General features: G+C 63.1%; 18 protein-coding genes and 2 pseudogenes. 11 read left to right on the forward strand and 9 right to left on the reverse strand.

Annotated elements, in window-relative coordinates; translation table 11 throughout:
* Window positions 1–60: 60 nt before the first annotated feature.
* The 3 genes from V6M87_RS00085 to pgi all read right to left on the reverse strand — a co-directional run bounded on the left by V6M87_RS00085 (window position 61) and on the right by pgi (window position 5,762).
* Complete coding sequence (locus V6M87_RS00085) at window positions 61–3,078, reverse strand: DEAD/DEAH box helicase (RefSeq protein WP_332847684.1); 3,018 nt, start codon at window positions 3,076–3,078, stop codon at window positions 61–63.
* Window positions 3,079–3,222: 144 nt separating this feature from the next.
* The gene (locus V6M87_RS00090) at window positions 3,223–4,110 is read right to left on the reverse strand and encodes an SMP-30/gluconolactonase/LRE family protein (protein WP_332847685.1); all 888 of its coding nucleotides are present in this window, start codon (window positions 4,108–4,110) and stop codon (window positions 3,223–3,225) included.
* An 8-nt stretch (window positions 4,111–4,118) separates the two neighbouring features.
* Window positions 4,119–5,762 (reverse strand): glucose-6-phosphate isomerase, encoded by a 1,644-nt coding sequence (gene pgi / locus V6M87_RS00095; protein WP_332847686.1) that lies wholly within the window; start codon window positions 5,760–5,762, stop codon window positions 4,119–4,121.
* 200 nt (window positions 5,763–5,962) lie between these two features.
* Here pgi and edd point away from each other — a divergent pair, with 200 nt between their 5' ends.
* Window positions 5,963–7,876 (forward strand): phosphogluconate dehydratase, encoded by a 1,914-nt coding sequence (gene edd / locus V6M87_RS00100; RefSeq protein WP_332847687.1) that lies wholly within the window; start codon window positions 5,963–5,965, stop codon window positions 7,874–7,876.
* A gap of 13 nt (window positions 7,877–7,889) precedes the next feature.
* A complete protein-coding gene (gene eda, locus V6M87_RS00105) occupies window positions 7,890–8,516 on the forward strand; it encodes a bifunctional 4-hydroxy-2-oxoglutarate aldolase/2-dehydro-3-deoxy-phosphogluconate aldolase (RefSeq protein ID WP_332847977.1) in 627 nt (208 codons plus the stop codon).
* A 270-nt stretch (window positions 8,517–8,786) separates the two neighbouring features.
* Here eda and V6M87_RS27200 read toward each other — a convergent pair.
* Window positions 8,787–9,248: pseudogene (locus V6M87_RS27200) on the reverse strand (methyl-accepting chemotaxis protein); the annotation flags it as partial.
* Window positions 9,236–10,003, reverse strand: coding sequence for a hypothetical protein (locus V6M87_RS27205; RefSeq protein WP_442920536.1), 768 nt, complete (start codon window positions 10,001–10,003; stop codon window positions 9,236–9,238). The pseudogene V6M87_RS27200 and the gene V6M87_RS27205, both read right to left, overlap by 13 nt.
* 315 nt (window positions 10,004–10,318) lie before the next feature.
* Here V6M87_RS27205 and V6M87_RS00115 point away from each other — a divergent pair, with 315 nt between their 5' ends.
* The 4 genes from V6M87_RS00115 to V6M87_RS00130 all read left to right on the forward strand — a co-directional run bounded on the left by V6M87_RS00115 (window position 10,319) and on the right by V6M87_RS00130 (window position 12,974).
* Complete coding sequence (locus V6M87_RS00115) at window positions 10,319–11,323, forward strand: YwqG family protein (RefSeq protein ID WP_332847688.1); 1,005 nt, start codon at window positions 10,319–10,321, stop codon at window positions 11,321–11,323.
* Window positions 11,324–11,435: 112 nt separating this feature from the next.
* Complete coding sequence (locus tag V6M87_RS00120; protein WP_332847689.1) at window positions 11,436–11,912, forward strand: Rhs element Vgr protein; 477 nt, start codon at window positions 11,436–11,438, stop codon at window positions 11,910–11,912.
* 36 nt (window positions 11,913–11,948) lie between these two features.
* Window positions 11,949–12,626, forward strand: coding sequence for a ribose-5-phosphate isomerase RpiA (gene rpiA, locus V6M87_RS00125; RefSeq protein ID WP_332847690.1), 678 nt, complete (start codon window positions 11,949–11,951; stop codon window positions 12,624–12,626).
* Window positions 12,627–12,638: 12 nt separating this feature from the next.
* On the forward strand, window positions 12,639–12,974 hold the full coding sequence (locus V6M87_RS00130; protein WP_332847691.1) for a hypothetical protein: 336 nt from the start codon (window positions 12,639–12,641) through the stop codon (window positions 12,972–12,974).
* A 142-nt stretch (window positions 12,975–13,116) separates the two neighbouring features.
* Here the strand turns inward: V6M87_RS00130 and V6M87_RS00135 are convergent, their stop codons facing one another.
* Together V6M87_RS00135 and argA are read right to left on the reverse strand one after the other, a co-directional pair.
* A complete protein-coding gene (locus V6M87_RS00135; protein WP_332847692.1) occupies window positions 13,117–13,389 on the reverse strand; it encodes an oxidative damage protection protein in 273 nt (90 codons plus the stop codon).
* Between the two features lie 32 nt (window positions 13,390–13,421).
* A complete protein-coding gene (gene argA / locus V6M87_RS00140) occupies window positions 13,422–14,732 on the reverse strand; it encodes an amino-acid N-acetyltransferase (protein ID WP_332847693.1) in 1,311 nt (436 codons plus the stop codon).
* A gap of 216 nt (window positions 14,733–14,948) precedes the next feature.
* Between argA and hrpA the strand changes: the two genes are divergently transcribed.
* A complete protein-coding gene (gene hrpA / locus V6M87_RS00145) occupies window positions 14,949–18,947 on the forward strand; it encodes an ATP-dependent RNA helicase HrpA (RefSeq protein WP_332847978.1) in 3,999 nt (1,332 codons plus the stop codon).
* A 200-nt stretch (window positions 18,948–19,147) separates the two neighbouring features.
* Here the strand turns inward: hrpA and V6M87_RS00150 are convergent, their stop codons facing one another.
* Window positions 19,148–19,792: a PRC-barrel domain-containing protein gene (locus tag V6M87_RS00150; protein ID WP_332847694.1), complete on the reverse strand. Its 645-nt coding sequence runs from the start codon at window positions 19,790–19,792 to the stop codon at window positions 19,148–19,150.
* A gap of 95 nt (window positions 19,793–19,887) precedes the next feature.
* Between V6M87_RS00150 and V6M87_RS00155 the strand changes: the two genes are divergently transcribed.
* Entirely contained in the window at window positions 19,888–20,109 is a 222-nt protein-coding gene (locus V6M87_RS00155) for a hypothetical protein (protein ID WP_332847695.1), read from the forward strand.
* Here V6M87_RS00155 and V6M87_RS00160 read toward each other — a convergent pair.
* Window positions 20,106–21,350, reverse strand: coding sequence for a putative Na+/H+ antiporter (locus V6M87_RS00160; RefSeq protein ID WP_332847696.1), 1,245 nt, complete (start codon window positions 21,348–21,350; stop codon window positions 20,106–20,108). The genes V6M87_RS00155 and V6M87_RS00160 overlap by 4 nt on opposite strands.
* Window positions 21,351–21,544: 194 nt before the next feature.
* On the opposite strand from V6M87_RS00160, the gene imuA reads away from it, so the two are divergent.
* From imuA to V6M87_RS27210, 3 genes and pseudogenes are all read left to right on the forward strand, one after another.
* Window positions 21,545–22,267: a translesion DNA synthesis-associated protein ImuA gene (gene imuA / locus V6M87_RS00165; protein WP_332847697.1), complete on the forward strand. Its 723-nt coding sequence runs from the start codon at window positions 21,545–21,547 to the stop codon at window positions 22,265–22,267.
* Window positions 22,197–23,684 carry a Y-family DNA polymerase gene (locus V6M87_RS00170; protein WP_332847698.1) on the forward strand — a complete coding sequence of 496 codons (1,488 nt, stop codon included), beginning with the start codon at window positions 22,197–22,199 and terminating at the stop codon, window positions 23,682–23,684. The genes imuA and V6M87_RS00170 overlap by 71 nt, the downstream gene beginning before the upstream one ends.
* A 318-nt stretch (window positions 23,685–24,002) precedes the next feature.
* A pseudogene (locus V6M87_RS27210) lies at window positions 24,003–24,295 on the forward strand (transposase); the annotation flags it as partial.
* Between the last annotated feature and the right edge of the window lie 67 nt (window positions 24,296–24,362).

Raw genomic sequence — 24,362 nt, forward strand, 5'->3', positions numbered from 1 at the left:
TAGGTAAATTGAATCGTTCCTATCGATCTGATAGCTTAATAGCATATCCGTACGGATACTTTACGTCGGCAACATGTACTTGGCTAACAGGCCGGAGGGCAGGTCGGGACGGCTGGCGTCGAACAGCGCCAGGTTGCCGATGACGATAAAACTGTCGCGCGCGCGCGAGACCGCCACGTTGAGCAGGTTCGGCGACTGGTCGTAGAAGGCCTCGATCGGCTTGGTCCCGTAGGTCGGCGAGAACACCACGATGGCGCGTTCGGCGCCTTGCAGCGCGTGCACGGTGCCGACCGTGATGTCGCGCGCGACGTGCTTGCGCAGCAGCGCGCCGATCAGGCCGGCCTGCGCGGCAAACGGCGTGACCACGCCCACCAGTTCGGACAGCAGGCGTGGCGCACCGGCCAGTGCGCTGTAATGGGCTTCGATGCGGGTGCGGTTGCTCATCAGCCAGTCGACCACGGCGTGCGCTTCCTCGTCGTTGGTGCGGCTGGCGCCCGCCTTGACGTCGCGCCCGGCCACGTGGATGGCTTCGAACGGCTGGAACAGCAAAGCCGACGGCACCATGGTGCGCAGCGGTTGCAGGCGGCCGGCGTAGCTGAGCTGGTTGCAAAAGTCGATCAACGGCGGCAGGCAGCGCCGGTGTTCCAGCAGCATCAGGCCACGGGATTCTTGAAATTGCTGGACGGCGCAGGCGCGGTTGGCCACCGCCATCAGCGTGCCGCTGGCGTTCAGGTAGCCGGCGTCGGCGAGGCGGTCGTACTCGGGGTCGTGCGGCGCACTGGTCAACCCGAACTGGACCGCGGTCGTGCGGTCGACGCCTTGCCCGGTGCTCCAGATCGGTTCGATCTGGTGCACGTCGCCTACCACCAGTGCGCGTTTGGCCAGCGCGAACAGGCCGGCGCCGACATCCGGCGCCACCTGGCCGGCTTCGTCGACGATCAGCAGGTCGATCGTGTTCCAGAGCGGGATATCGTCGCCTTGCCAGGCCGTGAAGAAGGCCGGCGCCATGTGGACATTGGTCACCAGGCACGGCGACAGCTTGGCGAAGCGGCGGTATTTTGCTTCCAGTTTGACGCGCCCGCGCGTGTCGCTGTCCATATTCGACAAGCGCTGTTGCTGCTGCAGCAGCCAGCGGCCGGTCCAGTAATGATCGGCCAGGCCGAACATGGGCGCGCGCAGGGCCAGGTCGAGCGCATCTTCGAGGTCGTCGAGGGTGGCGTCGTGCAGGTGGCGCAAATCGCCTTGCAGGGCGTCGCGCCACTGGTCGAGCAGGGTTTCGATTTCGGCCAGTTTGTGCTGCGCCAGGCGTTGCTGGGCCAGCGCAGCTTGACGCTGCTGTTCGGCTTCCTGGAAGCGTTCGGCAATCGCAGCCTGGGTGGCGTTGCGGGTATGTAGCGCCCCCAGTTTGGCGTTGTGCAGGAAGGCGGCCGGCTCGTCGCTGCGGTCGTTGAGGGTGACTGTCGCCCGTTCCGATGCGAGGAAGGTGCGGTCCAGTTTCGCGCGCTGGCGCCTGACCAGTGGCACGAAGGCCAGCAGGTCGAGCCACAGCGGCGAATGGGTCATGTGGTTCACCCAGCCCGCTTCGGCGCGCAGGATGTCGGCCACCGCTTCGGCGTAGGTGGTGGTGGCGGCCGCGGTGGCGTCGTGGCAGGTGGCGATGGCGCGCGCCCAGATGCGGGCCTGGCGGGCGTGGCTCTGGATGTCGGCCTGGTACTGGACGATCAGCCGTTCGCAGGTGCTGCTGGCGCCATCGTGCAGCCCGGCACCGCTGGCTTTGTGAATGGCGTGGCGCGCGCCGATCAGCGCGCGCAGGCGCTGGGCGTGATGCTCGAGCTGCGCGTGCAGCTTCGCGACGATGTTGACGATGGCGCGCTCGCCCGGAAACTGTGCCTGCGCCTTCTCGATGAAGGTGCGCTGCGCGGCATACACCGGCGCGCGTGCTTCCCAGTCGGTGAAGGGCTGGCTTTTCGCGGTGCAGACCGGGTAGCTGCTCTGGCGCGATTCGGACGCCAGAAACAGGCCGAAGCCGCCCGGGTACGGGTGCCAGCGCTCGTGGCCGGTGTGCTCACAGATGCTGGCAAAACTGTATAGCACGTTTTCGACCGCCTTGACGTTGGTCGACGCGACCACGATCATCGGGCACTCGCCCTGGGCCAGCGCGGCATCGACCCAGAGTTGCGCCACCACGCTTTGCAGCAAGGTGGTCTTGCCGGTGCCGGGCGGACCGTTCACGGCCAGCACGCCACCTTCGGGCAGCAGCGCCAGTTCGGTCATGGCGATGCGTTGCGACGGCGAGAGCGGATGGCGCGTGTCGATATGCCCGACCGTGGCCGCGTACTGGGCGCCGCAAGCGCCAACCGACAGCGGCGCGCGCGCGGGCCTTTCAATCGTGCTGGCCAGGTTCTCGAACAGCGGCAGCGGCGCCAGCTCGTAGGCGATCTGGTCGTACAGCTTGATGATGTGGCGCGCGATCACGGGCGGGTCGCACGGCATGCCGAACCAGTGCGAGACCAGGGTGTGGCCCTCGGCGGCGAAGGCGGTACCGGCGGCGCGTCCCAGCGTGGCCTGCAAGGCCGGCAACACTGCGCCCGTAACGGCCTCGAACAGGTCGGCGGCAATCGCCAGCGCGTCGTCCAGGCTGGCCGGCTTGAATGGCAGGCTGGCAATGAACTGGTCGTGCTGGTCGAGTGTGCCCACGGCCAGCCGGGCCAGCGTGGGGGCCAGCAGTTCGCGCGGAATCCACGGCATCCGCTGCGGGTCGGCCACCAGTTCGCCGGAGCGCTTCAGGCGGCACGCGATGCACAGCAGCGCCGGCGCCTCGCCCCTGGCGTCGGCTGCCAGGCGGGCTGGCGTCAACAGGAAGGGGATCACGTCGCTGGCTGGGGTTTTACTGGCGGCGAACTGGATCCGGGTCCATGCCTCGACCTCGTCGGCGGCGCCCGTCACGCGCCACACACCCTCGACCTGGGCCAGCTCGATCGTGCGCGCGCTGCTCGGGAGCTCTGGCTGAAACAGGTTCAATTCGGCCAGCGCCGCGCGCCAGTAGCCGGCGGGGATAGTGCGTGAGGGTGATGTCATGGGAGGGTAGATGGAAGGCCTGCGCTATCGTCAGGCAATCCTGATGCGGTGAAGCTGGAGCGGGAGCGAAAAATGGGAACAGGAAGGTGGAAGAATAGCGGTCCACTCCTGCTCAGTCAATTGTATTCGTATCGTAAACACATTTTATGGTTCGTACACATGCTCGACGCGGCCCGGGACATCCACCCGCAGCGCCAGCACCTGGCCGGTCAGCGGCAGGCGCGCCTTTTCGGCCTGCGGGCGCTTGTGGCTGGCGCTGGTGATGTACAGGGTGCGCAGATCGTCTGCGCCGAACGCGATCATGGTCGGGCATTGCACTGGCAGGGCGACTTCCTGCAGCAGCTTGCCGGCCGCGGAAAAGCGCAGCAGGCGCGCGCCTTCGAACATCGCGCACCAGTAGGCGCCTTCGCTGTCGACGGCGGCGCCGTCCGGACGGCCGCCGTAGTTGGCGGACTGTTTGTCAGTGTCGAATTGCTGGAAGCGCAGCACGTGGCACGCCTTGCCGGCCAGGGCATCGAAATCGTAGCGGTCGATGCGGTGGCTGGTGGTGTCGGCGTGGTACATGGCGTCGCCGCCCGGCGCAAACGCCAGGCCGTTCGAGTTGGTCATATTGCCTGACCAGGCGCGCTGCACCTTGCCGCGTTCGAGCACGAACATCTCGGCCACCGGCTGATCGCCCGGTTCGTAGCGGGTGCCGACCCAGAAGCGGCCGGCCGGGTCGACGCGGCCATCGTTGAAGCGGGTGGTGGCGGTATCGTACGGCGCAGCGGCGATCTGCGTGACGGCGCCGCTCGCGGTGTCGAGGTGGACGAAGCCATCGCGGCGCGCGACCACCAGGCCGCCGGTGGCGTGGATGGCGAGCGCGCACGGTTCGCTGTCCATGGCGTACTGGCGGTGTGCGCCGCTGCCGGGGTCCTTGCGGTGGACGGCGAAGCCGTCGATGTCTACCCAGTACAGCACCAGTTCATGGGGATGCCACAGCGGGCATTCGCCTACTTGCATGGTCTGGTCGTGAAAGACTTCGATATTCATTTGTTTCCTTAGTCTGCCGCGCGGGCGCGGGCGATGAGACCGTTGGTGGAGCTGTCGTGCTCGCTTGGCGCAGGGGTGCCCGTCAGTTCCGCTTCGATGCGTTTGGCCAGCACCTTGCCCAGTTCCACGCCCCACTGATCAAAACTGTTGACGTCCCAGATGACGCCCTGCACGAAGGTCTTGTGTTCGTACAGCGCGATCAGCGAGCCCAGGTTGAAGGGGTTCAGGTAGTCCATCAGGATGGTGTTGCTGGGGCGGTTGCCGGGGAAGGTTTTATGCGGCGCCAGGTTTTCGATCTCGGCCAGCGACAGGCCTTGCTGTTGCAGGTCGATGCGTACTTCGTCCTGCGTCTTGCCCTTCATGAAGGCTTCGGACTGGGCGAAGCAATTGGCCAGCAAGGCCGCGTGCTGGTTTTCCAGTTCGTGCGCCGGGCGCAGGACGGCGATGAAATCGATAGGCGTGACGTCGGTGCCCTGGTGCAGCAGCTGGAAGTAGGCGTGCTGGCCGTTGGTGCCGGTGTCGCCCCAGATGACCGGGCAGGTTGGCGTGTCGACCGGCAGGCCGGCGCGCGTGACGCGCTTGCCGTTGCTTTCCATGTCGAGCTGCTGAAGGTAGGCCGGGAAGCGGTTCAGGTCCTGGTGGTAGGGCGCGATCGAGACAGAGGTGCAGCCAAGGAACTGGCGGTTCCAGAAACCCACCAGCGCCAGGATGACCGGCATGTTCTGTTCGAAAGGCGCCTCCTTGAAATGCAGATCCATGGCGTGGGCGCCGGCCAGGAAGTCGGCGAAGTAGCCGTAGCCGACCGCGAGGGCCACCGGCAGGCCAATGGCCGACCAGACCGAGTAGCGTCCACCCACCCAGTCCCAGAACGGGAACATGTTCTGCGGGTCGATGCCGAACGTCTTGATGGCTTCGACGTTGGTCGAGACGGCGACGAAGTGGCGCGACAGTTCCGCTTCCGATGCGCTTTGCAGGAACCAGGCGCGCGCGGCTTGCGCGTTCATCATGGTCTCGGCGGTGGTGAAGGTTTTGGAAGCGATGATGAACAGCGTCGTTTCCGGGTTCACCTGCTGCAGGGCGGCGTCGATGTCGTGGCCGTCGACGTTCGAGACGAAATGCATCCGCAGGCGCGGGTGGGCGTACTGGCGCAGTGACAGGCAGACCATTTTCGGGCCCAGATCGGAGCCGCCGATGCCGATGTTGACGATATCGGTGATGGGTTTTCCGGTGTAACCTTGCCAGGCGCCGCTGCGCACGGCGTCGGAAAAGGCGTGTACGCGACGCAGCACGGCGTGCACGTCGGCGGCCACGTCCTGGCCGTCCACGGTCAGCGCCAGGTCGCGCGGGGCGCGCAGGGCGGTGTGCAGGACGGCGCGCTGTTCGGTCAGATTGATTTTTTCGCCGGCGAACATGGCGTCGCGGCGCGCTTCAACGCCGCGTTCGCGCGCCAGCGCGGCCAGCATGTCAAGCGTGCGCCCGTCCAGACGGTTTTTTGAATAGTCTAGGAACAGTCCCGCGGCCTCGACCGACAAACGCTCGAAGCGCTGCGGGTCGGCGCCGAACAGGCCGCGCATCTGCCAGTCTTCGGCATCGACGGCGTGGGTTTCAAGTGCCTGGAAGGTGGCAGTACTGGTCAGGGAAGGCGTGAGCATGGGCGTGGGTGGAATGCGATTAAAGGTAGTCGAATAATACATGAACCAGGAGTAAATTCACTACAGAACAGCGCTCTTCGCCCCCCGCTGTGGACGTCTGGAAATAATTTTTATCGTTGAATAGCAATGAAACACCCGGCGTTTCCTTTTGTAGTAAAATTTCAGGATTGATTTCAGAATTCACAAACAAGGAACTCACCATGGCGCTCCACCCCGTAGTTGAACGCGTAACCAAGCGCATCATCGAACGCAGTGCGCCATCGCGCGCCGCTTACCTGGCCCACGTCGACGCGGCGCGGATCAAGGGCGTGCAGCGCGGCGCCTTGTCGTGTACCAACCTGGCCCATGGCTTTGCGGCCTTCCCCGCCAACGACAAGCTGAAACTGCGCGAATACCGCCAGCCGTCGGTGGCGATCGTCTCTTCGTATAACGACATGTTGTCGGCGCACCAGCCGTTCGAACACTTCCCTGCGATTATCAAGGATGCCGTGCGCGAGGCTGGTGCCGTGGCCCAGTTTGCCGGCGGCGTGCCGGCCATGTGCGACGGTGTCACCCAAGGCCAGCCGGGTATGGAGCTGTCGCTGTTTTCGCGCGATGCCATCGCCATGAGCACGGCCGTGGCGCTGTCGCACAATATGTTCGACGCGGCGCTGTACCTGGGCGTGTGCGACAAGATCGTGCCGGGCCTGTTGATCGGCGCGCTGCACTTCGGCCACATCCCGGCCGTGTTCGTGCCGGCCGGTCCGATGACCACCGGCATGTCGAACAAAGAAAAAGCCGCGGTGCGCCAGCGTTACGCGCTCGGCCTGGCTACGCGTGAAGAACTGCTCGACGGGGAAGCCAAGTCCTACCACGGCGCCGGCACCTGCACCTTCTACGGCACCGCCAACAGCAACCAGATGCTGATGGAAATCATGGGCCTGCACATGCCGGGCGCCGCCTTCATCACGCCGGGCACCGAACTGCGCCAGGCGCTGACGGTGGCCGCTTCGCAGCGCGCCGTCAAGATCACCCAGCAGGGCGGCGACTACATGCCGGTGGCGCACATCGTCGACGAGAAATGCATCGTCAACGCGCTGGCCGGCTTGCTGGCCACCGGCGGCTCGACCAACCACACGCTGCACCTGGTGGCCATCGCCAAGGCGGCCGGCATCGTCATCGACTGGGACGATTTCAATGAACTGTCCGCCGTGGTGCCACTGCTCACGCGCATCTACCCGAACGGCGACGCCGACGTGAACCACTTCCAGGCCGCCGGCGGTCCGGGTTTTGTGATCCGCGAACTGCTCGATGCAGGTTTGGCGCACGACGACGTCAACACCATCCTCGGCCATGGTCTGCGCGCGCACACGACCGAGCCCTTCCTCGATGCCGGCAAGGCGATCTGGAAAGACCTGCCTCTGGCCTCCGGCGACGAAGCCGTGGTACGCCCGGCGTCGAACCCGTTTGCGGCCGATGGCGGCATGATCCTGGTAAAAGGTAACCTGGGCCGCGCGATCATGAAGATCTCGGCGGTGAAGGTCGAACATCGCATCGTCGAAGCGCCTGCGCTGACCTTCGATTCGCAGGAAGACTTCATGCACGCCTACCAGGCCGGCCATTTGAACCGCGATTTCGTGGCCGTGCTGCGCTTCCAGGGCCCGCGCGCGAACGGCATGCCGGAACTGCATGCACTGACGCCGGCGCTGGCCAACCTGCAGGATGCCGGCCACCACGTGGCGCTGGTGACCGACGGGCGCATGTCGGGCGCGTCGGGTAAGGTACCTGCGGCGATCCACGTGTCGCCGGAAATTCTGGCCGACGGACCGCTGGGCCGGGTGCGCGATGGCGATATCATTCGCCTCGATGCCTCCACCGGCACGCTCGAAGCGCTGGTGCCGGCCGCCGTGTGGGACAAGCGCACGCTGGCTGCGGCCGACTTGACCTCGAACCATATCGGCATGGGGCGCGAACTGTTTGCCGTGTTCCGCAACGCGATCAGCGAAGCGGAGAAGGGCGCCACCACGTTCCCGCTGCCGTCGCCGCGCCAGACCGTGGTGCCGCTGCATGAAGGCGTCGACTCGGGCGAAATCATGCCGGGTTCGGACGAAGATTTCCTCGCACGTAAAAACTGAACAGGTAGATAACATGACCATGACCGTACTTGAAATTATGCGCTCGGCGAGCGTGATTCCCGTGATCGCCATCGACGATCCGGCCCACGCCGTGCCGCTGGCGCGCGCGCTGGTGGCGGGCGGCATCCGCGTGCTGGAAGTGACGCTGCGCACCGCGCACGGCCTGCACGCGATCCGCGACATGGCACAGGTGGAAGGCGCCATCATTGGCGTCGGCACCTTGACCGCGCCGGAAGAATTCGCCGCCGCGCGTGACGCCGGCGCCGTGTTCGGCGTCTCGCCCGGCTTGACGGCCGCGCTGATCGAGGCGTCCAAAAAAAGTGGCTTGCCGCTGCTGCCGGGCGTGATGACGCCGTCCGAAGTGATGGCCGCGCGTGAAGCGGGCTTCCGTCAACTGAAACTGTTCCCGGCCATGCAGGCGGGCGGGGTGGGCATGCTTAACGCAATTGCCGGCCCATTGGGCGACGTGACGTTCTGCCCGACCGGCGGCATTTCGATCGACACGGCGCCAAGCTTCCTGGCGCTGAAAAACGTGGCGTGCGTGGGCGGTTCGTGGCTGACGCCGAAAGACGCGATTGCGGCCGGCGACTGGGGCCGCATCACGGAACTGGCGCGCGCCGCGGCCGCGCTGCGCCAATAAGCGATCGCTGCATTGGGCTGGTGCCAGACCAGACCAGCCCTGCCGGAACCGCTCCGGGTCTTCAGTGTTCAGACCGGCAGCAGCCCTCGCACCGGGTTGCTGCCCGCCGCCACCAGCCGCTGTTCCGCCGCCAGCCTGGCTTGCCAGACTGCATCGTCGATCTTGAAAACGCTGACCTCCCGGATCCAGTTTGCTGCCCACATCGACCTTGTCGACCGATTCGCCGATCAAGGTCTTGATTTCCCTGGCTGCACTGGCCGAGCGCTGGGCCAGGTGGCGCACTTCGGTCGCCACGACGGCAAAGCCACGCCCCTGTTCACCGGCGCGCGCTGCCTCGACGGCGGCATTGAGCGCCAGAATATTGGTCTGGAAGGCGATGCTGTCGATCACGCCGATAATGTCGGCAATTTTGCCTGAACTTTCCTTCATCGCACCCATCATCGCCACCACCCGTTCAACGACCTCGCCACCCTCGACCGCAACATGGGAGGCGGCCAGCACGAGGCGGTTGGCCTGTTGGGCATGATCGGCAGTCTTCCTGACGGTGCTGCTGATTTGCTCCATGGCCGACGCGGTCTGCTCCAGGGAACTTGCCTGCGCCTCGGTCCGGGACGACAGATCCAGGTTGCCGGCCGCGATTTGGCGCAAGGCGACGGCAATCGTGTCGGTGCTGGCGCGGACCTGGCCTACCGTGTGGGACAAATTGTCATTAATGCTCTTCAAGGCTTGCATGAGTTGCCCTGGTTCATCATGAAAGGTCGTGGGAATGTCGCTGAACAGGTCGCCCGCGGAACCGCCTTGGCGATGTCGACCGCGCCCTGCAGCGGCCCGGTGATGCTGCGAGTGATGAGAATCGCGCCGCCGATGCCCGCGCCCAGCGATAGCACCAGGATCGCCAGCAGCAAGATCGTTGCCGATGCAATGCGGGTCTTCGATTGCGCCTCGAATACCTCGGAGTGCTGGTTCGTGAGCGCCACCACTTGATTGATTGCGCGCAAGTGCGTGTCGTACGCGGTTTTCATTTTTGCCATCGCGGCACCCACTGCTTGTTTGTCATGGCTCTGGAGTGCGGGATTGAAATCCTTGAAGGCGACGTCATAAAAGGTCACCGCGGGCAGGTAGGCGCCCTTGAGCAAGGTTTCAGCGATGTCGCTCTCGAGACCCTCCTTGCTCCAGAACGCATGCCGGGTTTCATGTTCGTTCTGTAGCGTGCCGAGGCGGGCGATCAGCTGTTTTTGATGCGCCGGATTGTCGGTGGCCATCAGCTGGAAGCTCACCAGGTAGGATTCGAGAATATATTCTGGCGGAGGCAACACGTCGGCGATCAAATCCTTGCCCTGCACAATACGATGGTAGAGCGGACCGTTCACCTTGAGTTCATTGAGCGTCTGGAATGAAAACACGCCAAATGTGATGAAGCCGCATGAAAAGATGAGAATCAGAGCGGCCAGCCTGCGGGGCAAATTTAGCGCGCGCAACATTTCCATGAGAAATTCCTAAGCTGAGATTGCCGCAGTCATCGCCATGGCTCAGCTCTTGTCCAAGGCACCACTGGCCGCTGGACGATGCTGCGTTGGCATCGATCCGACGAAATGCAAGTGCATTCATTGAAAACGATGCTACACCTTTCGAAATTACTTTCAAGAAATCCACGATGTCTACTTGGGGTCATGAACATACGAGGAAGGCCGGCAGTTAAGCCGCTAACTGGGAGGGCGTGCAACTATTCGGGCAATCTGCATTCAGATTGCCATATCATCTCAAGCGCACAAAGGTCGCAGCGGAACATTACAGGGAACTGCATGAGATCTAAATGGTTGCACCTCGAAAAATCGAAAAGTATGGCAACAGCTGCTGTCATGCTGCTTTCAGTGACAGTCATGTCGATAGTAGCCTGCTCGCCAAAACAAGCAGTACCGGAACGACGACCCGCAACCAAGCCTGTCGTTGCAACGGTTCGCTATGGCGAATCCCCACCAGAAATGGCAAAGTTTGCTGCAGAAATCGCACGCTCCCAACTGGCCTACATCGATATCATTGCCGACAAAAATATCGATGTGGCGCCCTGGAACAGTAAACTGGGCGGTTTGCCGTATCTCCCGAAGGACCAGGCTTATCCCACCGGCCCCGACGGCGTCCCGCTGGCATTGCTGGCGCAGCTTAATTTTTCCGAAATGCCCGCGCTGAAAGGTTATCCGTCACAAGGCATTCTGCAGTTTTTCATCGCTGTGGGAGACGCAAAGGCGCATATTTACGGTATGCCGCAATATCATGCCAAACCCTATAACGAGCAGAATTTTTTTGCTGCGCTCTCGAAACAGGCATGGTTCAAGTTAATCTACCACCCGCAAGTCCTGCAGGAGCGCGCAACATTGCGGAGCCCTCCAATGTTGCCGCGTGAAATGATGTTGCCCCTTGCCGGGACCACCCGACTCCGCTTCCAGGCCGGTACTGAGCCTGTGTCCATCTGGGACTATCGCTTCCAGCGCTTCTTTGGTAAACCGGCTGACAAATTTTTTGAGCAGTTTGGTGCGCAAGAAGATGCAGTGGCAGTCAACTACGAGGCCTTTTCCCAAAAAGACCACCTTGCAAAAATGGGCGGATACAGTTCGCCCGTTCAGAAAGACCCTCGGATGATTCGTCCAGCCGAGGACTGGGTCGTCCTTCTCGAATTGCAGGAAGGCCGCAGAGACGGCAGTTTCGACATGATCTGGGGTGATGCGGGAATGGGTGCATTCTATATTCGTGCCGACGATCTGAAGCGGCGGGATTTTTCGAGAGTCGTGTACTACTGGGATAATCATTGACGCCATCACAAACGAGACGTTCGGTGACAAGGCAATGGTAACGATGGATGCCATACGTTCTCGGCGCCTGCGTCAGCAGCGCTGGCGCCCCCTTAGCGCAGGTGAAATCGCCATGGCGTCCCTGCTGTTTCGCGATGCCATCGACTACGCGCGCGTGCGCATTCACGGTCGGCGCTACATGCCTTTTCAGCCCCGCAACTGCGCGATGACGCCGAACGGCCAGATGTATTTTCATGCGTCCTGCTTCCTTGACGACTATGCCCAGGCATCCCTCGCCAATCGGCATTGGTTCATGCACGAGATGGTCCACATCTGGCAGCATCAGCTGGGCTACCCGGTGCGCCTGCGCGGGGCGATCCGGATCGGGCTGTCCTACGCTTATCGCTTGCGTCCAGATGCCACCCTGGCTGACTTCAATATGGAAGCCCAGGGCGACCTGCTGGCCGATTATTTCGTGCTGAAATTCCTGCAGCGGCCCGAGGCGATGCGCCAGCCGCAGTACGCGCACGCGCTGGCGCTGTACGACACCGTGCTGGAAAGTTTCCTGGTAGCACCGGGAAGCCGCCGCCACCTGCCATCCTTGCGCTAAAATGTCGGCTTCTTCTGACAACCACTTTTCATCATCATGACCCAGGACGAACTCAAACAAGCCGTGGCGCGTGCCGCCATCGATTACGTGGTCGATGGCGAGATCATCGGCGTCGGCACCGGTTCCACGGCCAACTTCTTCATCGACGAACTGGCAAAGATCAAGGACCGCATCAAGGGCACCGTGGCCTCGTCCGAAGCGACTGCCGCGCGCCTGCGTGCGCATGGCATCGAAGTGTATGACCTGAACGAAGTCGAATCGATCGCCGTCTACATCGACGGCGCCGACGAAATCACGGACACGGGCGCCATGATCAAGGGCGGCGGCGCGGCGCTGACGCGCGAGAAAATCGTGGCCTCGGTATCGAAGCGGTTTGTCTGCATCGCCGACGGTTCGAAACTGGTCGGGACGATGGGCACATTCCCCTTGCCGGTAGAAGTGCTGCCGATGGCGCGCGCCGCCGTCATGCGCCAGCTGGCGGCACTGGGCGGCCAGCCACGGGTGCGCACGGTGGTGGCCAGCGACGACATTTTTATTACCGATAACGGCGGCGAGATCATCGATGTCGCCGGCTTGTCGATTACCGATCCGGTCGCACTGGAAGCACAAATTAACCAGATCGTCGGCGTGATTGCCGTCGGCCTGTTCGCTGCGCGCGGCGCCGACGTGTGCCTGCTGGGCACCGCCGACGGCGTCAAAACCCTCACCTTTTAAATTGGACGCACCATGAAACGCACGCTGGTAGTGGCAGGACTGTTCGCCGTCGTATTGAGCGGCTGCTCGATGTTCCGGGATCGCATGGTAGCGGATCCGACCGCTCGCGCGCGTCCCGGGCCGGCGCAGCTGTTCGACCCCAATGGCGTGCCGATCGAACCCGTGCCGTTCGTGGCGGGTGTGTCGTCGGTGACGGTGGAGCGGCTCGCTTCGGCGCAGTCGTGTCGGGGTGGGGAGGGTGCGGCGCTCGTGACGCCGGTCGGGCCGGTGGAGGTGTATCGCATGCGCTGCGAGGATGGCCGGACGTTTATGGCGCGCTGCGAGCTGAGGCAGTGCAAGCAGATGTGATTTGCTGCGTTTCTTTCTCGGCATTGACGTGTTATGGGTCCTCGCCTTCGCGAGGATGACGGAGCAACGTTTGTTGGCTTTAAAACCGTCATCCCGACGCACGTCGGGACCCATGCAGACTGTGAGCCGTCAATCGCTTGAGTTATTCCGCCGGCGGCACATACCCCATCGCCGCATCCGCGCCTTCACCAAAGAAGTGCTTCTCCATCTGCGTCGCCAGGTACTTGCGCGCGCGCTGGTCGGCCAGGTTCAGGCGGTTTTCGTTGACCAGCATGGTCTGGTGCTTCAACCACGCCTGCCAGGCTTCCTTCGACACGGATTCGTAAATCCTCTTGCCCAGTTCACCTGGATACGGCGGAAAATCGAGCCCTTCGGCGTCTTTATCTAATTTGATGCAATGGACGGTGCGGGCCATGTGAGCTCCTGGTTTTTTAAATGAAGGCGTGATTATAGGGTCTTGATCAAAACCTGTGACTTGCGCTGCCAGTTGTACATGTGCTGGCGGTCTTTTGGCAGGTCGTCCACCGAGGCGGGCACGAAGCCGCGCTTCTTGAACCAGTGCATGGTGCGCGTGGTGAGCACGAACAATTTGGTCAGGCCGGCCGCGCGCGCCCGGTTTTCCATGTGTTTCAGGATACGCTCACCGTCGCCTTGCGTCTGCACTTCCTGGCTCACGATCAGGCACGCCATCTCGCCCATCTTCGCTTCCGGGAACGGGTACAACGCGGCGCAGCCGAAAATCACGCCATCGTGGTCGATCACGGAAAACTGTTCGATTTCGCGTTCGATCAGCTCGCGCCCGCGTTTGACCAGGGTGCCGTCGGCTTCGAGTGGCTCGATCAGCTTGATAATCCCGCCAACGTCCTCAATTGTGGCCTGGCGCAGGCTTTCCAGGTTCTCGTGGCTGATCATGGTGCCCACGCCATCGTGGGTGAACAGTTCCAGCAGCGCCGAGCCGTCCATTTCGAACGGTACGATGTGGGCGCGGTCGACGCCGCTGTTGCAGGCTTTAATCGCATGCTGCAGGTAGAACGAGGCGTCCGGCGGCAGAAAGCCGGCTTGCAGCACGGCTTCGGCCTGGTGCGACGACAGTTCGCGGATCTCGGTGCCGGCAATGTCGGTCATCATCGTTGTTTCGGTGATGAAGATCAGTTTTTCGGCGTGCAGGGCGATGGCGGCGGAAGCGGCGACGTCTTCCATGGTCAGGTTGAACACTTCGCCGGTCGGCGAGAACCCCAATGGAGACAGCAGCACCAGGCTGTCGGTTTCGAGGATCGGCTGGATGGTTTCGGACGCAATCTTGCGGGTGACGCCGGTCAGTTCCAGGTCGACGCCGTCGAACACGCCGAGCGGGCGCGCGGTGACGAAGTTGCCGGAGATGATGCGGATCGCCGCATTGCTCATCGGCGTGTTGGGTAAGCCCTGGCTGAAGGCCGCTTCGATGTCGAGGCGCAGTTCGCCGGCCGCTTCCTTGGCGCATTCGAGCGCAGGCAGGTCGGTGATGCGAATGCCGTTGTGAAAGCGGCCTTCGACGTTGCGCAGGGCCAGTTGCTCGGCCACCTGGGGGCGCGAGCCGTGCACGATGACCACGCGAATGCCGAGCGCAACCAGCAGCGACAAATCCTGCGCCAGCACCGGCAGGGCGCCGGCGGTGACCAACTCACCAGGAAATGCAACAACGAAGGTCTTGCCGCGGAAGGCATGAATGTACGGCGCGACAGAGCGCAGCCACTGGACGAATTGGTTAGGGTTTTCCATTTGCCGCATTATAATTCGCTGCGCGACTTGCGCACTAAAAATACTGAAAAACGAATGTCTGAACAGAGTAGCAAGGGATTGCCGGAAGCAGCGGGTCGTATGGACACTGCCATCACGACGACCACCACCGTCACCCCGGCGAAGGCCGGGGCCCATATTGAGGACGCGAACACGCGCCGTCGCAATCCTGACAGGCCCCGTGACGGCAAAGTGAGCATGGATCCCAGCGTGCGCCGGGACGACGGAGGTGGTTCGTCCAGTGTTCGACAAGGGCGGGCACCACGGCCACCGCGTGATCCCAACGCCCCGGCCAGTGAGCGGCCGCTACCGTTCCGCACGCCTTTGCCTGCGATCACCTTCCCTGAAGACCTCCCGGTCTCCGGCCGTCGTGGCGACATCGCCAAGGCGATCATGGAAAACCAGGTCATCATCGTCTGCGGTGAGACCGGTTCCGGTAAAACCACGCAATTGCCGAAAATCTGCCTGGAACTGGGCCGCGGCAGCCGTGGCCTGATCGGCCACACGCAGCCGCGCCGGATCGCGGCCTCGTCGACTGCCAAGCGCATCGCCCAGGAACTCGGTTCGCCGCTGGGCGTGCACGTTGGTTTCAAGGTGCGCTTCAACGACACGCTGCAGCCCGGCGCGTCGGTCAAGCTGATGACCGACGGTATCCTGCTGGCCGAAACCCAGACCGACCCGCTGCTGAAAAACTACGACACGATCATCATCGATGAAGCGCACGAGCGCAGCCTGAACATCGATTTCCTGCTCGGCTATCTGAAACAGCTGCTGCCGCGCCGGCCCGATCTGAAAGTGATCATCACGTCGGCGACGATCGACGCCGAGCGTTTTGCACGCCACTTTGGCACGCCCGAGAAACCGGCGCCCGTGATCGAAGTGTCCGGCCGCCTGTACAAGGTCGAAATCCGTTACCGGCCGGTCGACCGCGACCCGGTCTCTGCGCCCGCGCAGGACAACGGCAAGCCGGTGCCCAAGGCGCAAGCGGCGCGCGACAAGCGCGATTTGATGGATGCCGTGATCGACGGCGTCGATGAAGTGGCGCGCCTCGGCTCCGGCGACGTGCTGGTGTTCTTGCCCGGCGAGCGCGAAATTCGCGATTGCGCCGAAGCGCTGCGCAAGCACCATCCGCAGCACGTGGAAATTTTGCCGCTGTTCGCCCGCCTGTCGGTCGAAGAGCAGGAAAAAGTCTTTAAAATTTCCAACGCGCGTCGTATCGTGCTGGCCACCAACGTGGCCGAGACCTCGCTGACGGTGCCGGGCATCCGCTACGTGGTGGACGCGGGCCTGGCGCGCGTAAAACGCTACAGCTTCCGCAACAAGGTCGAGCAGCTGCAGGTCGAACCGATCGCGCAATCGGCCGCCAACCAGCGCGCCGGACGTTGCGGCCGCGTGGCCGATGGCGTCTGCATCCGTTTGTACGAGGAAAACGATTTCCTGCAGCGCCCCAAATTTACCGAACCGGAAATTTTGCGCTCGTCGCTGGCCGCCGTCATCCTGCGCATGAAGACGCTGCACCTGACCGACGTCGAAACCTTTCCCTTCATCGAGCCGCCGCTGCCGCGCGCGATTGCCGACGGTTACCAGCTGCTGCAGGAAGTGGGCGCGGTCGATGAATACAACCAGGTCACGCCGCTCGGCGTAAAGCTGTCGAAACTGCCGCTCGACCCGCGCGTCGGGCGCATGATCCTGGCCGCGCTCGAGAATGCCTGTCTGACCGAGATGCTGATCATTGCGTCGGCTTTGTCGGTGCAGGATCCGCGCGACCGTCCGATGGAATACCAACAGCAGGCCGATGAGGCACATAAAAAATTCGCCGACGAAAAGTCCGAGTTCCTCAGCTACATCAAGATCTGGCGCTGGTTCGAGCAAGCCATCGAGCACAAGAAAACCAATCGCCAGTTGATGGAAACCTGCCGCGCTTCTTTCCTTTCGCAGGTGCGCCTGCGCGAGTGGCGCGACGTGCATTCGCAATTGCTGACGATTGTGAAAGAGCAGGGCTGGCGCATGAACGAGCTGCCGGCCACGTATGAAAACCTGCACACGGCGCTGCTCACCGGCCTGCTCGGCAATATCGGCTATAAGGCCGAAGACGATGCGAGTGCCGGCTACCTGGGCGCGCGCGGCATCCGCTTCCATATCTGGCCCGGTTCGTCGCTGTTGAAGAAGCCGGGCAAGTGGGTGATGGCGGCCGAGCTGGTGGAAACCACGCGCCTGTACGCGCGCTGTATCGCGCAGATCCAGCCCGAGTGGGTGGAACGGGTCGGTTCCCATCTGCTGAAAAAATCGTGGGGCGAGCCGCGCTGGGAGAAGCGCGCGGCGCAGGTGACCGCGTCCGAGCGCGCCACGCTGTACGGCATCGTCGTCTACAGCCAACGCAGGATCAACTATGGCCAGTTCAACCCCGTTGAAGCGCGCGAGATTTTTATTCGCGAAGCGCTGGTCGGGGGCGATTACGACACGCGCGCGCCGTTTTTTGCGCACAACCACAAGCTGATCAAGGAAATCGAAAACCTCGAACACAAGTCGCGCCGCCTCGACGTGCTCGTCGACGATCAATTAATCATCGCGTTCTATGACAAGCTGATTCCGGCGGACGTGGTCAACGGCGCCGGGTTCGAGAAATGGCACAAGGACGTCACGCACGCCGATCCGAAGCTGCTGTTCCTGAACCGCGAAGAGCTCATGCGCCACGAAGCGGCCGGCGTGACGACCGATTTGTTCCCAAAAATGATGAGCGTGACCGGCATCGAGATGGCGCTCAGCTACCACTTCGAGCCGGGCAGCGTGCGCGATGGCGTGACGGCCTCGGTGCCGCTGTTCGCCTTGAACCAGTTGCCGCGCGAGCGCGCCGACTGGCTGGTGCCGGGCATGTTGAAAGAGAAAGTGCACCTGCTGCTGAAGTCCTTGCCGCAGAAGCTGCGCCGCCACTGCGTGCCGCTGCCCGATTTCGCCGCGCGCTTTTGCGAGCGCATCAACGAGGCCGGGTCATTCGGGCGCGGCGATCTGATCGACGTGATCATTGGCCACATCCGCAAGGAAACCGGCCTGAATGTGCTGTCGACCGACTTCAAGGTGGAAACGCTGCCGGCGCACCACTTCATGAATTTCAAGGTGATCGACGAGCATGGCCGCCAGCTGGAGATGGGCCGCAACCTGTCGACGCTACAAGCCGAGTTCGGTGGTCAGGCGCGACAAAGTTTCCAGAAACTGGCCGAAGTGAAGGCGCCCGCTGCCGCGGTGCCGAGTGGCCCGATCGCGGTGGCCGCGCCGGGGCCGCGTGCCATGCCAACCGGGCCCAAAGGCAAGGGTGCTGCTGCTGCCCCTGCCGCACCACCCGTGGCCGGCAAGCACACCGGTTTGACCAGCTGGAGCTTCGGCGAGTTGCCGGAACTGCTGGAAATCGCGCAAGGAAAATTGACCTTGATTGGCTTCCCGGCGCTGGTCGACAAGGGCAGCTACTGCGACCTGGAAGTGTTCGACGACCCGAACGTGGCGGCGCGCACCCACCGCATCGGCCTGCGTCGCCTCTTCTCCCTGCAATTCAAGGACCAGCTGAAATTTGCCGAGAAAAACATCCCCGGCATGCAGCAGATGGGGATGCAGTTCATGGCGCTCGGTTCGCAGGAAGAATTGCGCGACCAGATCGTCCAGAAAGCCATCGACATCGCCTGCCTGCAAGACCCGCTGCCCACCGATGCCGCCGCCTTCAACAAGCGCAAAGACGAGGGCAAGGCACGCCTGGGCTTGTTGGTCAACGAAATCGCGCGCATGGTGTCGCTGGTGCTGACCGAATTCCACGGCCTGCCGAAAAAGCTGCAGAACGTTCCGTCAGCGGTTGCCGCCGACATGCAGGGCCAGTTGCAGGACCTGGTACACAAACGCTTCCTGATCGACAACGACTACAGCCAGCTGGCGCACTTCCCGCGCTACCTGAAAGCCGTCAATGTGCGCCTGGAAAAGCTGCGCGGCGACGCGACGCGCGATGCCAAGTTGATGGCCGAGTGGCAAAGCGCCGCCAGTCAATTCCAAAGGATCAGCAAGCAACAGGACGGCAAGAACACCGACCCGCGCATGACGGAGTTCCGCTGGATGCTGGAAGAACTGCGCGTGTCGCTGTTTGCCCAGGAGCTGCGCACGCCGATGCCGATTTCGGCGAAACGCTTGCAGAAAGTCTGGGAATCGATGCAGCGGTAATGGCGGCCGCATCACGCCGCAGTGATTCCCGTCCAGTAAGCTCAAAACCGTCACCCCGGTGAAAACCGGGGTCCATACTGAGCGTGCATTGGCAACGATCTGCAGCCATTTACGTTCGTAACGCTGGTTGTTCAGTATGGATACCGGCGTTCGCCGGTATGACGGCGTTAGGGCAGGCGCTAGCGGCGTTAAGGCAGGCGCTAGATATCGCTGTCGCCGGGATTCTTTTTCCCGCGCGTCCCCGGCATGGTCGTGCCGCCCGACAGGTTGCCGGCGCCACCCGCTATGTTGCCCAAGTCGCCCCCCGTGCCGGACCCCGTTCCCGCGCCCGATTGCAGATTGCCAGCGCCGCTGCGGCTGGCACTACCTGGGCTGCCGCCACTGACCACGCCCCCCATCGCCACCGACGGTCCCATGCTGGGAATATTCGATTGCTGCGGATCGGTGCCATAGAAGGTATGGATCTGTTTGGCCCAGTTCACGTCGCTCATGTCGGGCCAGGTGCCGGGGTCGAAGCCGGGGGCGTTTTTCAGACGCGCCTTGTCGACATTCAGGACAAAACGCTCGTTGACGGTGTCGAGGTGGAGCGCACCCCAGGGGACGGCGAACAGCTTTTCGCCGATGCCCAGGAAACCGCCGAACGACAGCACGGCATACGCCACCTGGCCGGTGTGCATGTCGAGCATGATTTCCTTGATGTCGCCCAGGTCTTCTTCATTGCCGTTGACGACGCTGTCGCCGATGAGGGTGTCGGCGCCCATCAGCGACGGTCCTGGTCCGGGGCTGGACGAGGCGCCGCTGCGGGGTTGGTAGATGCCATATTTGTCACGGTCTGCGTAGCTCATGAGGTGTCTCCCTTGTGGTGGTGTTTGGACCAGACCACAGCTTAGGCGGCAGGTCCCCTACAAGTTTGATGTGGCTCAATCGGGCGGAAAACGCGATGTTTGCTGCTCATGCGTATGTCACGATGCTGTCATTGGCGCATGCAAGACTGGCGCTGCTGATTGAATGTTATTTAACTTTGTGGAGCCATGATCATGACCGTGACGGCACGTTGTATCAACGCAGGACCATTGAACAAGCCCATTCGCACCGCCACCCGCGCCAGCGCCTTGCTGACCAGCTTGCGCAAGCGGGCCGCAGCACTGCTGCGTTAATTTAGAGAAGAAACATCACCGCGGCAACGACCGTCGGTGCAGCAGCACCCATCAACAAGCCCAGCGCGCCGATTGATTCATCCTTGAAACCACGGCGCAGCAGGGCGGCGCCAGCCGGATTCGGCGCATTGGCGATCACCGTCAAGCCACCGCCGGCCACGGCGCCTGCCATCAGCATGTACTTGGCCTGATCCGACAGGCCGACGATCAGGGAACCCAGGTAGGTCAGGGCGGCATTGTCCGTCAGCGCCGTCAGGCCCAGCGCGCCGAAGAACAGCGTGGTCGCGCCCATGCTCGAGACCAGCGGCTGCAGCCACCATTGCTGCATGCCACCGAGCACCACCAGTCCCGCCAGGAAGAATCCCACCAATAACGCCTCCTTCAGCAGCAGCGGATCCTGGTGCTTCGGGTAGGCCTGCGTGTAACCCAGGAACAACAGGAACAGCCCGAGAAACAGCACCGGGTGATGTGCCAGCAGAACCACGGCGGCGAGAAACAGCAGGTGCGCTAGCGAGACGATCCACGCCGGGCGCGGCAGGTCGCCGCCAGCGCCCGCGCGCAAGTGCGGCCGCAGCAGCCAGGTGACGACGCTGGCGTTAATCAGTACGGCGATGGCGGCGCGCCAGCCGAAGGTGCTGGCCATGTACGCGCTGTCCCAGCCCCAGGTGGTGGCCACCATCAGCACCGGCGGGGCGGCGTAGGAGGTAAGGGTGCCGCCGATCGATACATTCACGAATAGCACGCCGAGCGCGCCGTACTTCAGCCACTCTGGCACCCCCGCGCGAAACACCTGGGGCGCCAGCATCAGGGCCGCGATCGTCATCGCGGCCGGTTCCGTGACCAGCGAACCGGCCAGCGGCACCAGCGCCAGACCGAGCCAGGCCAGCGCCACTTCGGTGCGCACCGGCGCCAGCCGGGCCAGCCCTTGCAACAGGGCGCGCACGGCGTCGAGCACCGGGCGCGAGGCGGCCACGACCATCACCACGAACACGAACAGCGGCTCGGTGAACTGGCGCGATTCGGCGTAGCGGATGGCGGTGCCGCCATCGGCCAGCAGTGCCATCGCGATGACCAGCACGAAAGCCCAGAAGCCGAACACGACTTCGACTTCGCCGAGCAAGTGAAACACGCCGGCATGGCGCGGCTGGCGATGCGCCAGTTTTTCGAAGCCCTTGGCAGCGAAAGTGTGCACCAGTGCCAGGCCAAACAGAATGGCGCCAGTCAGTTCAATAGTGCTGGGATGCATCGGGTCGCCTTGAAACGTAAAGGCCAATTATTTCATGTTTCCACGAAATATTGTTGCACGGTTAATAATCAAGCAGCCATGCCCGGCGATCCAATCCCCGCCGCAAAGTCAACCCTGCGCACATAAAAGATAGGTCTTGCCAAAGCCCGAAGGCGCTAGTACTGTTCATCCATACAGTACTTTGTCAGCTTATCATGATCACGCCACACCTTCACCCGACGCCGGAAAGCCTGCACCCATCGCTGTGGCGCGCGTCGCAACTGGCCCATTCCAGCGCGCGCTGCGTCGATACCGGCTATCCCACCTTGTCCAGCCAGTTGCCGGGCGGCGGCTGGCCCACCGGCACCCTGATCGACCTGCTCGTGCAGCAAGCGGGCATCGGCGAGCTGCGCCTGCTGCGCCCGGCGCTGGCGGCGGCGGCGTCGCGCCGCATCGTGCTGCTGCAGCCGCCCCATGCACCGCAGGCGCTGGCGCTGGCGGCGCTGGGTTTGCCGCCGTCGCAACTGGTCTGGATCCGCAGCACACGCAGCGCCGATACCTTATGGGCCGCCGAGCAGGTGCTGCGCAGCGGCAGTTGCGGCGCCTTGCTGCTGTGGCAAAACCATGCGCGCAGCGAAAGCCTGCGCCGCCTGCACCTGGCGGCGCAATGTGGGGAAACACTGTTTTTCATGTTCCGGCCACTGGCCGCCGCGCAGGATGCGTCGCCGTCGCCCTTGCGCCTGAGCTTGCGGCCAGCCGCGGGCGGGCTCGACATTGGTTTCGTCAAACGGCGCGGTCCACAGCGCGATGCGCCGCTGTTTTTACCCCTTTCACTTCCACTCACTTCTTCTTTATTGCAGCAACGTCATGCGTCTCTGGATCGCCCTCTACCTGTCCCACTTACCGCTCGAGGTGTTTTGCCCGAACTGGTCCAGTGACGTCGGCACCGTCGTGCTCGAACAGGAGCGCGTGCTGGCCGTTTCTCCCCTGGCCCACGCGGCAGGGGTGCAGGTGGGCATGCGCCGCGGCGGCGTGCTGATGCTCATGCCCGACGCGCGCCTGGTCGAGCGCGACCTGGCACGCGAAGCCGAAGCCCGGCACGCGGTGGCGATGGCGCTGCTGCAGTACACGCCGCTGGTGGCGCAGGCCGAGGAGTCGACGCTGCTGCTCGACATCGGCGCCAGCCTGCGCCTGTTCGGCGGCATTGGCGCGCTGTGCCGGCACATCCGCGCCGACCTGTGCACGCTGGGTGTGACCGGTGCGCTCAGCTGCGCTCCCACGGCGCGCGGCGCGTGGATGCTGGCGCGCCGCAATGGGCGCCATGGCCGCGTCGTCAAGATGGCCTCGCTGGTGCGCCGCCTCGACCGCCTGCCAGCCAGCCTGGTCCCGCCGGCGCGCCCGTTCGGCGCATGGTTCGAAGGCATTGGCTGCTTCAATCTGGGCGCCATGCGCCGCCTGCCGCGTCCCGGCCTGCAGCGCCGCTGCGGCCGTCCGCTGCTCGACATGCTTGACGCCGCCTACGGCATGACGCCCGAGCTGTTCGAATGGATCGCCGCACCCACGACCTTCCACGCCAAACTGGAACTGTTCGACCGCGTCGAACACGCCGACGCCTTGCTGTACGCCGCCCAGCGCCTGCTGCTGCAACTGACCGGCTGGCTGTGCGCGCGCCAGCTGGCGGTTGAACGCATCACGTTTTACCTGGAACACGAACGGGGCAAGGTGGCGCGCGACCCCACGCTGGTCGATATCGCGCTGGCCGAAGCCACCTGGCGCGACGAACACCTGGTGCGCCTGTTGAAAGAGCGCCTGGCCAAGCTGGTGCTGGAGGCCCCGGTGATCGGGCTGGCGCTCGAAGCGCTGCAGGTGCAGCCGATGGCGCCACCCAGCGAATCGCTGTTTCCCGAGCCGGGCGGCAGCGAAGAAGACCGGGTGCGCATGTTCGAATTGCTGGTGGCGCGCCTGGGCCCCGACAATGTATTGCAAGCCTTGCCGCAGGCCGATTACCGGCCCGAGCTGGCCAATATCTGGGTGCCGGTGCAGCAAACCATCCGGCCATCCGTGCGGGCCGCCCAGATGCCTGCCGATCTGCACAGTTTCCCGCGCCCCACCTGGCTGCTGGCCAAGCCCATCGCGCTATTGATGCGCGACCACCGCCCGTTCTACGGCTCGCCCTTGCGCATGGCGTCGGCGCCCGAACGCATCGAAGCGGGCTGGTGGAGTCAGATGCAGACGCGCGATTATTTTGTGGCGCAGGGGGGCGACCACACGCTGTACTGGGTGTATCGCGAACGCATCGTGGGTTCGGCTGCGGGGCTTGATCCGAGGTGGTTTCTGCATGGGCTGTTTGCCTGAACCGTTCGCCGAAGTACTGGTGAAGTTGCCGTACAAGTTACCCTGGAAGTCGCGGGGAAGGGACGCTCGCAAAACCAGCTGCGCGTTGCCCAGGCCGCCTGTGATGATGGCTGTAGCTTGTATGGCTGCGCTTCTCAAGCACCATTGCTGCCGGGAGTAACGTTTTTGCGCGGTTCAATCAAGCCCATTTATAGCGCGGCAACTGCCGACAAGACTAAATTGACGCCTCGGATTGCGAGGAAAATGCGCTAAACAATATAAATCAATAGTCTAGTCCTGGCGCCGCAACTGTCGAACATCATTTCATTCATCGACTAACCGCCGGAAATCTCCAGGGTGATCTACACCACGAACGCGATTGAATCGATTAATATGAAACTGCGAAACGTCACGAAGGTACGCAGTTCCCGACTGATGAAGCCGTTAGCAAAAGGTTTATCTTGCGCTTAAGAACATCAGTAAGAAATGGACATATGTCTATACGTTACCGGAAAGCAGTGCTGCACCGCTTCGCCGTGCAGTTCGCAGACCGTGAGGGCGCGCAGACTCGAGCAAACCCGTTTACGCAAAATCTGGTACATCCCCACGCTTCACGAATGCCCGTTTTTTAATTGCTACAGTTATCCGCAGTTGCTACTTCCCCATCCCGGTCCGCCGCCGTGCGGCAGGAGCTAATGC

The organism is Massilia sp. S19_KUP03_FR1, assembly GCF_036688685.1.
In the GTDB taxonomy this organism is placed as follows: domain Bacteria; phylum Pseudomonadota; class Gammaproteobacteria; order Burkholderiales; family Burkholderiaceae_D; genus JALYUM01.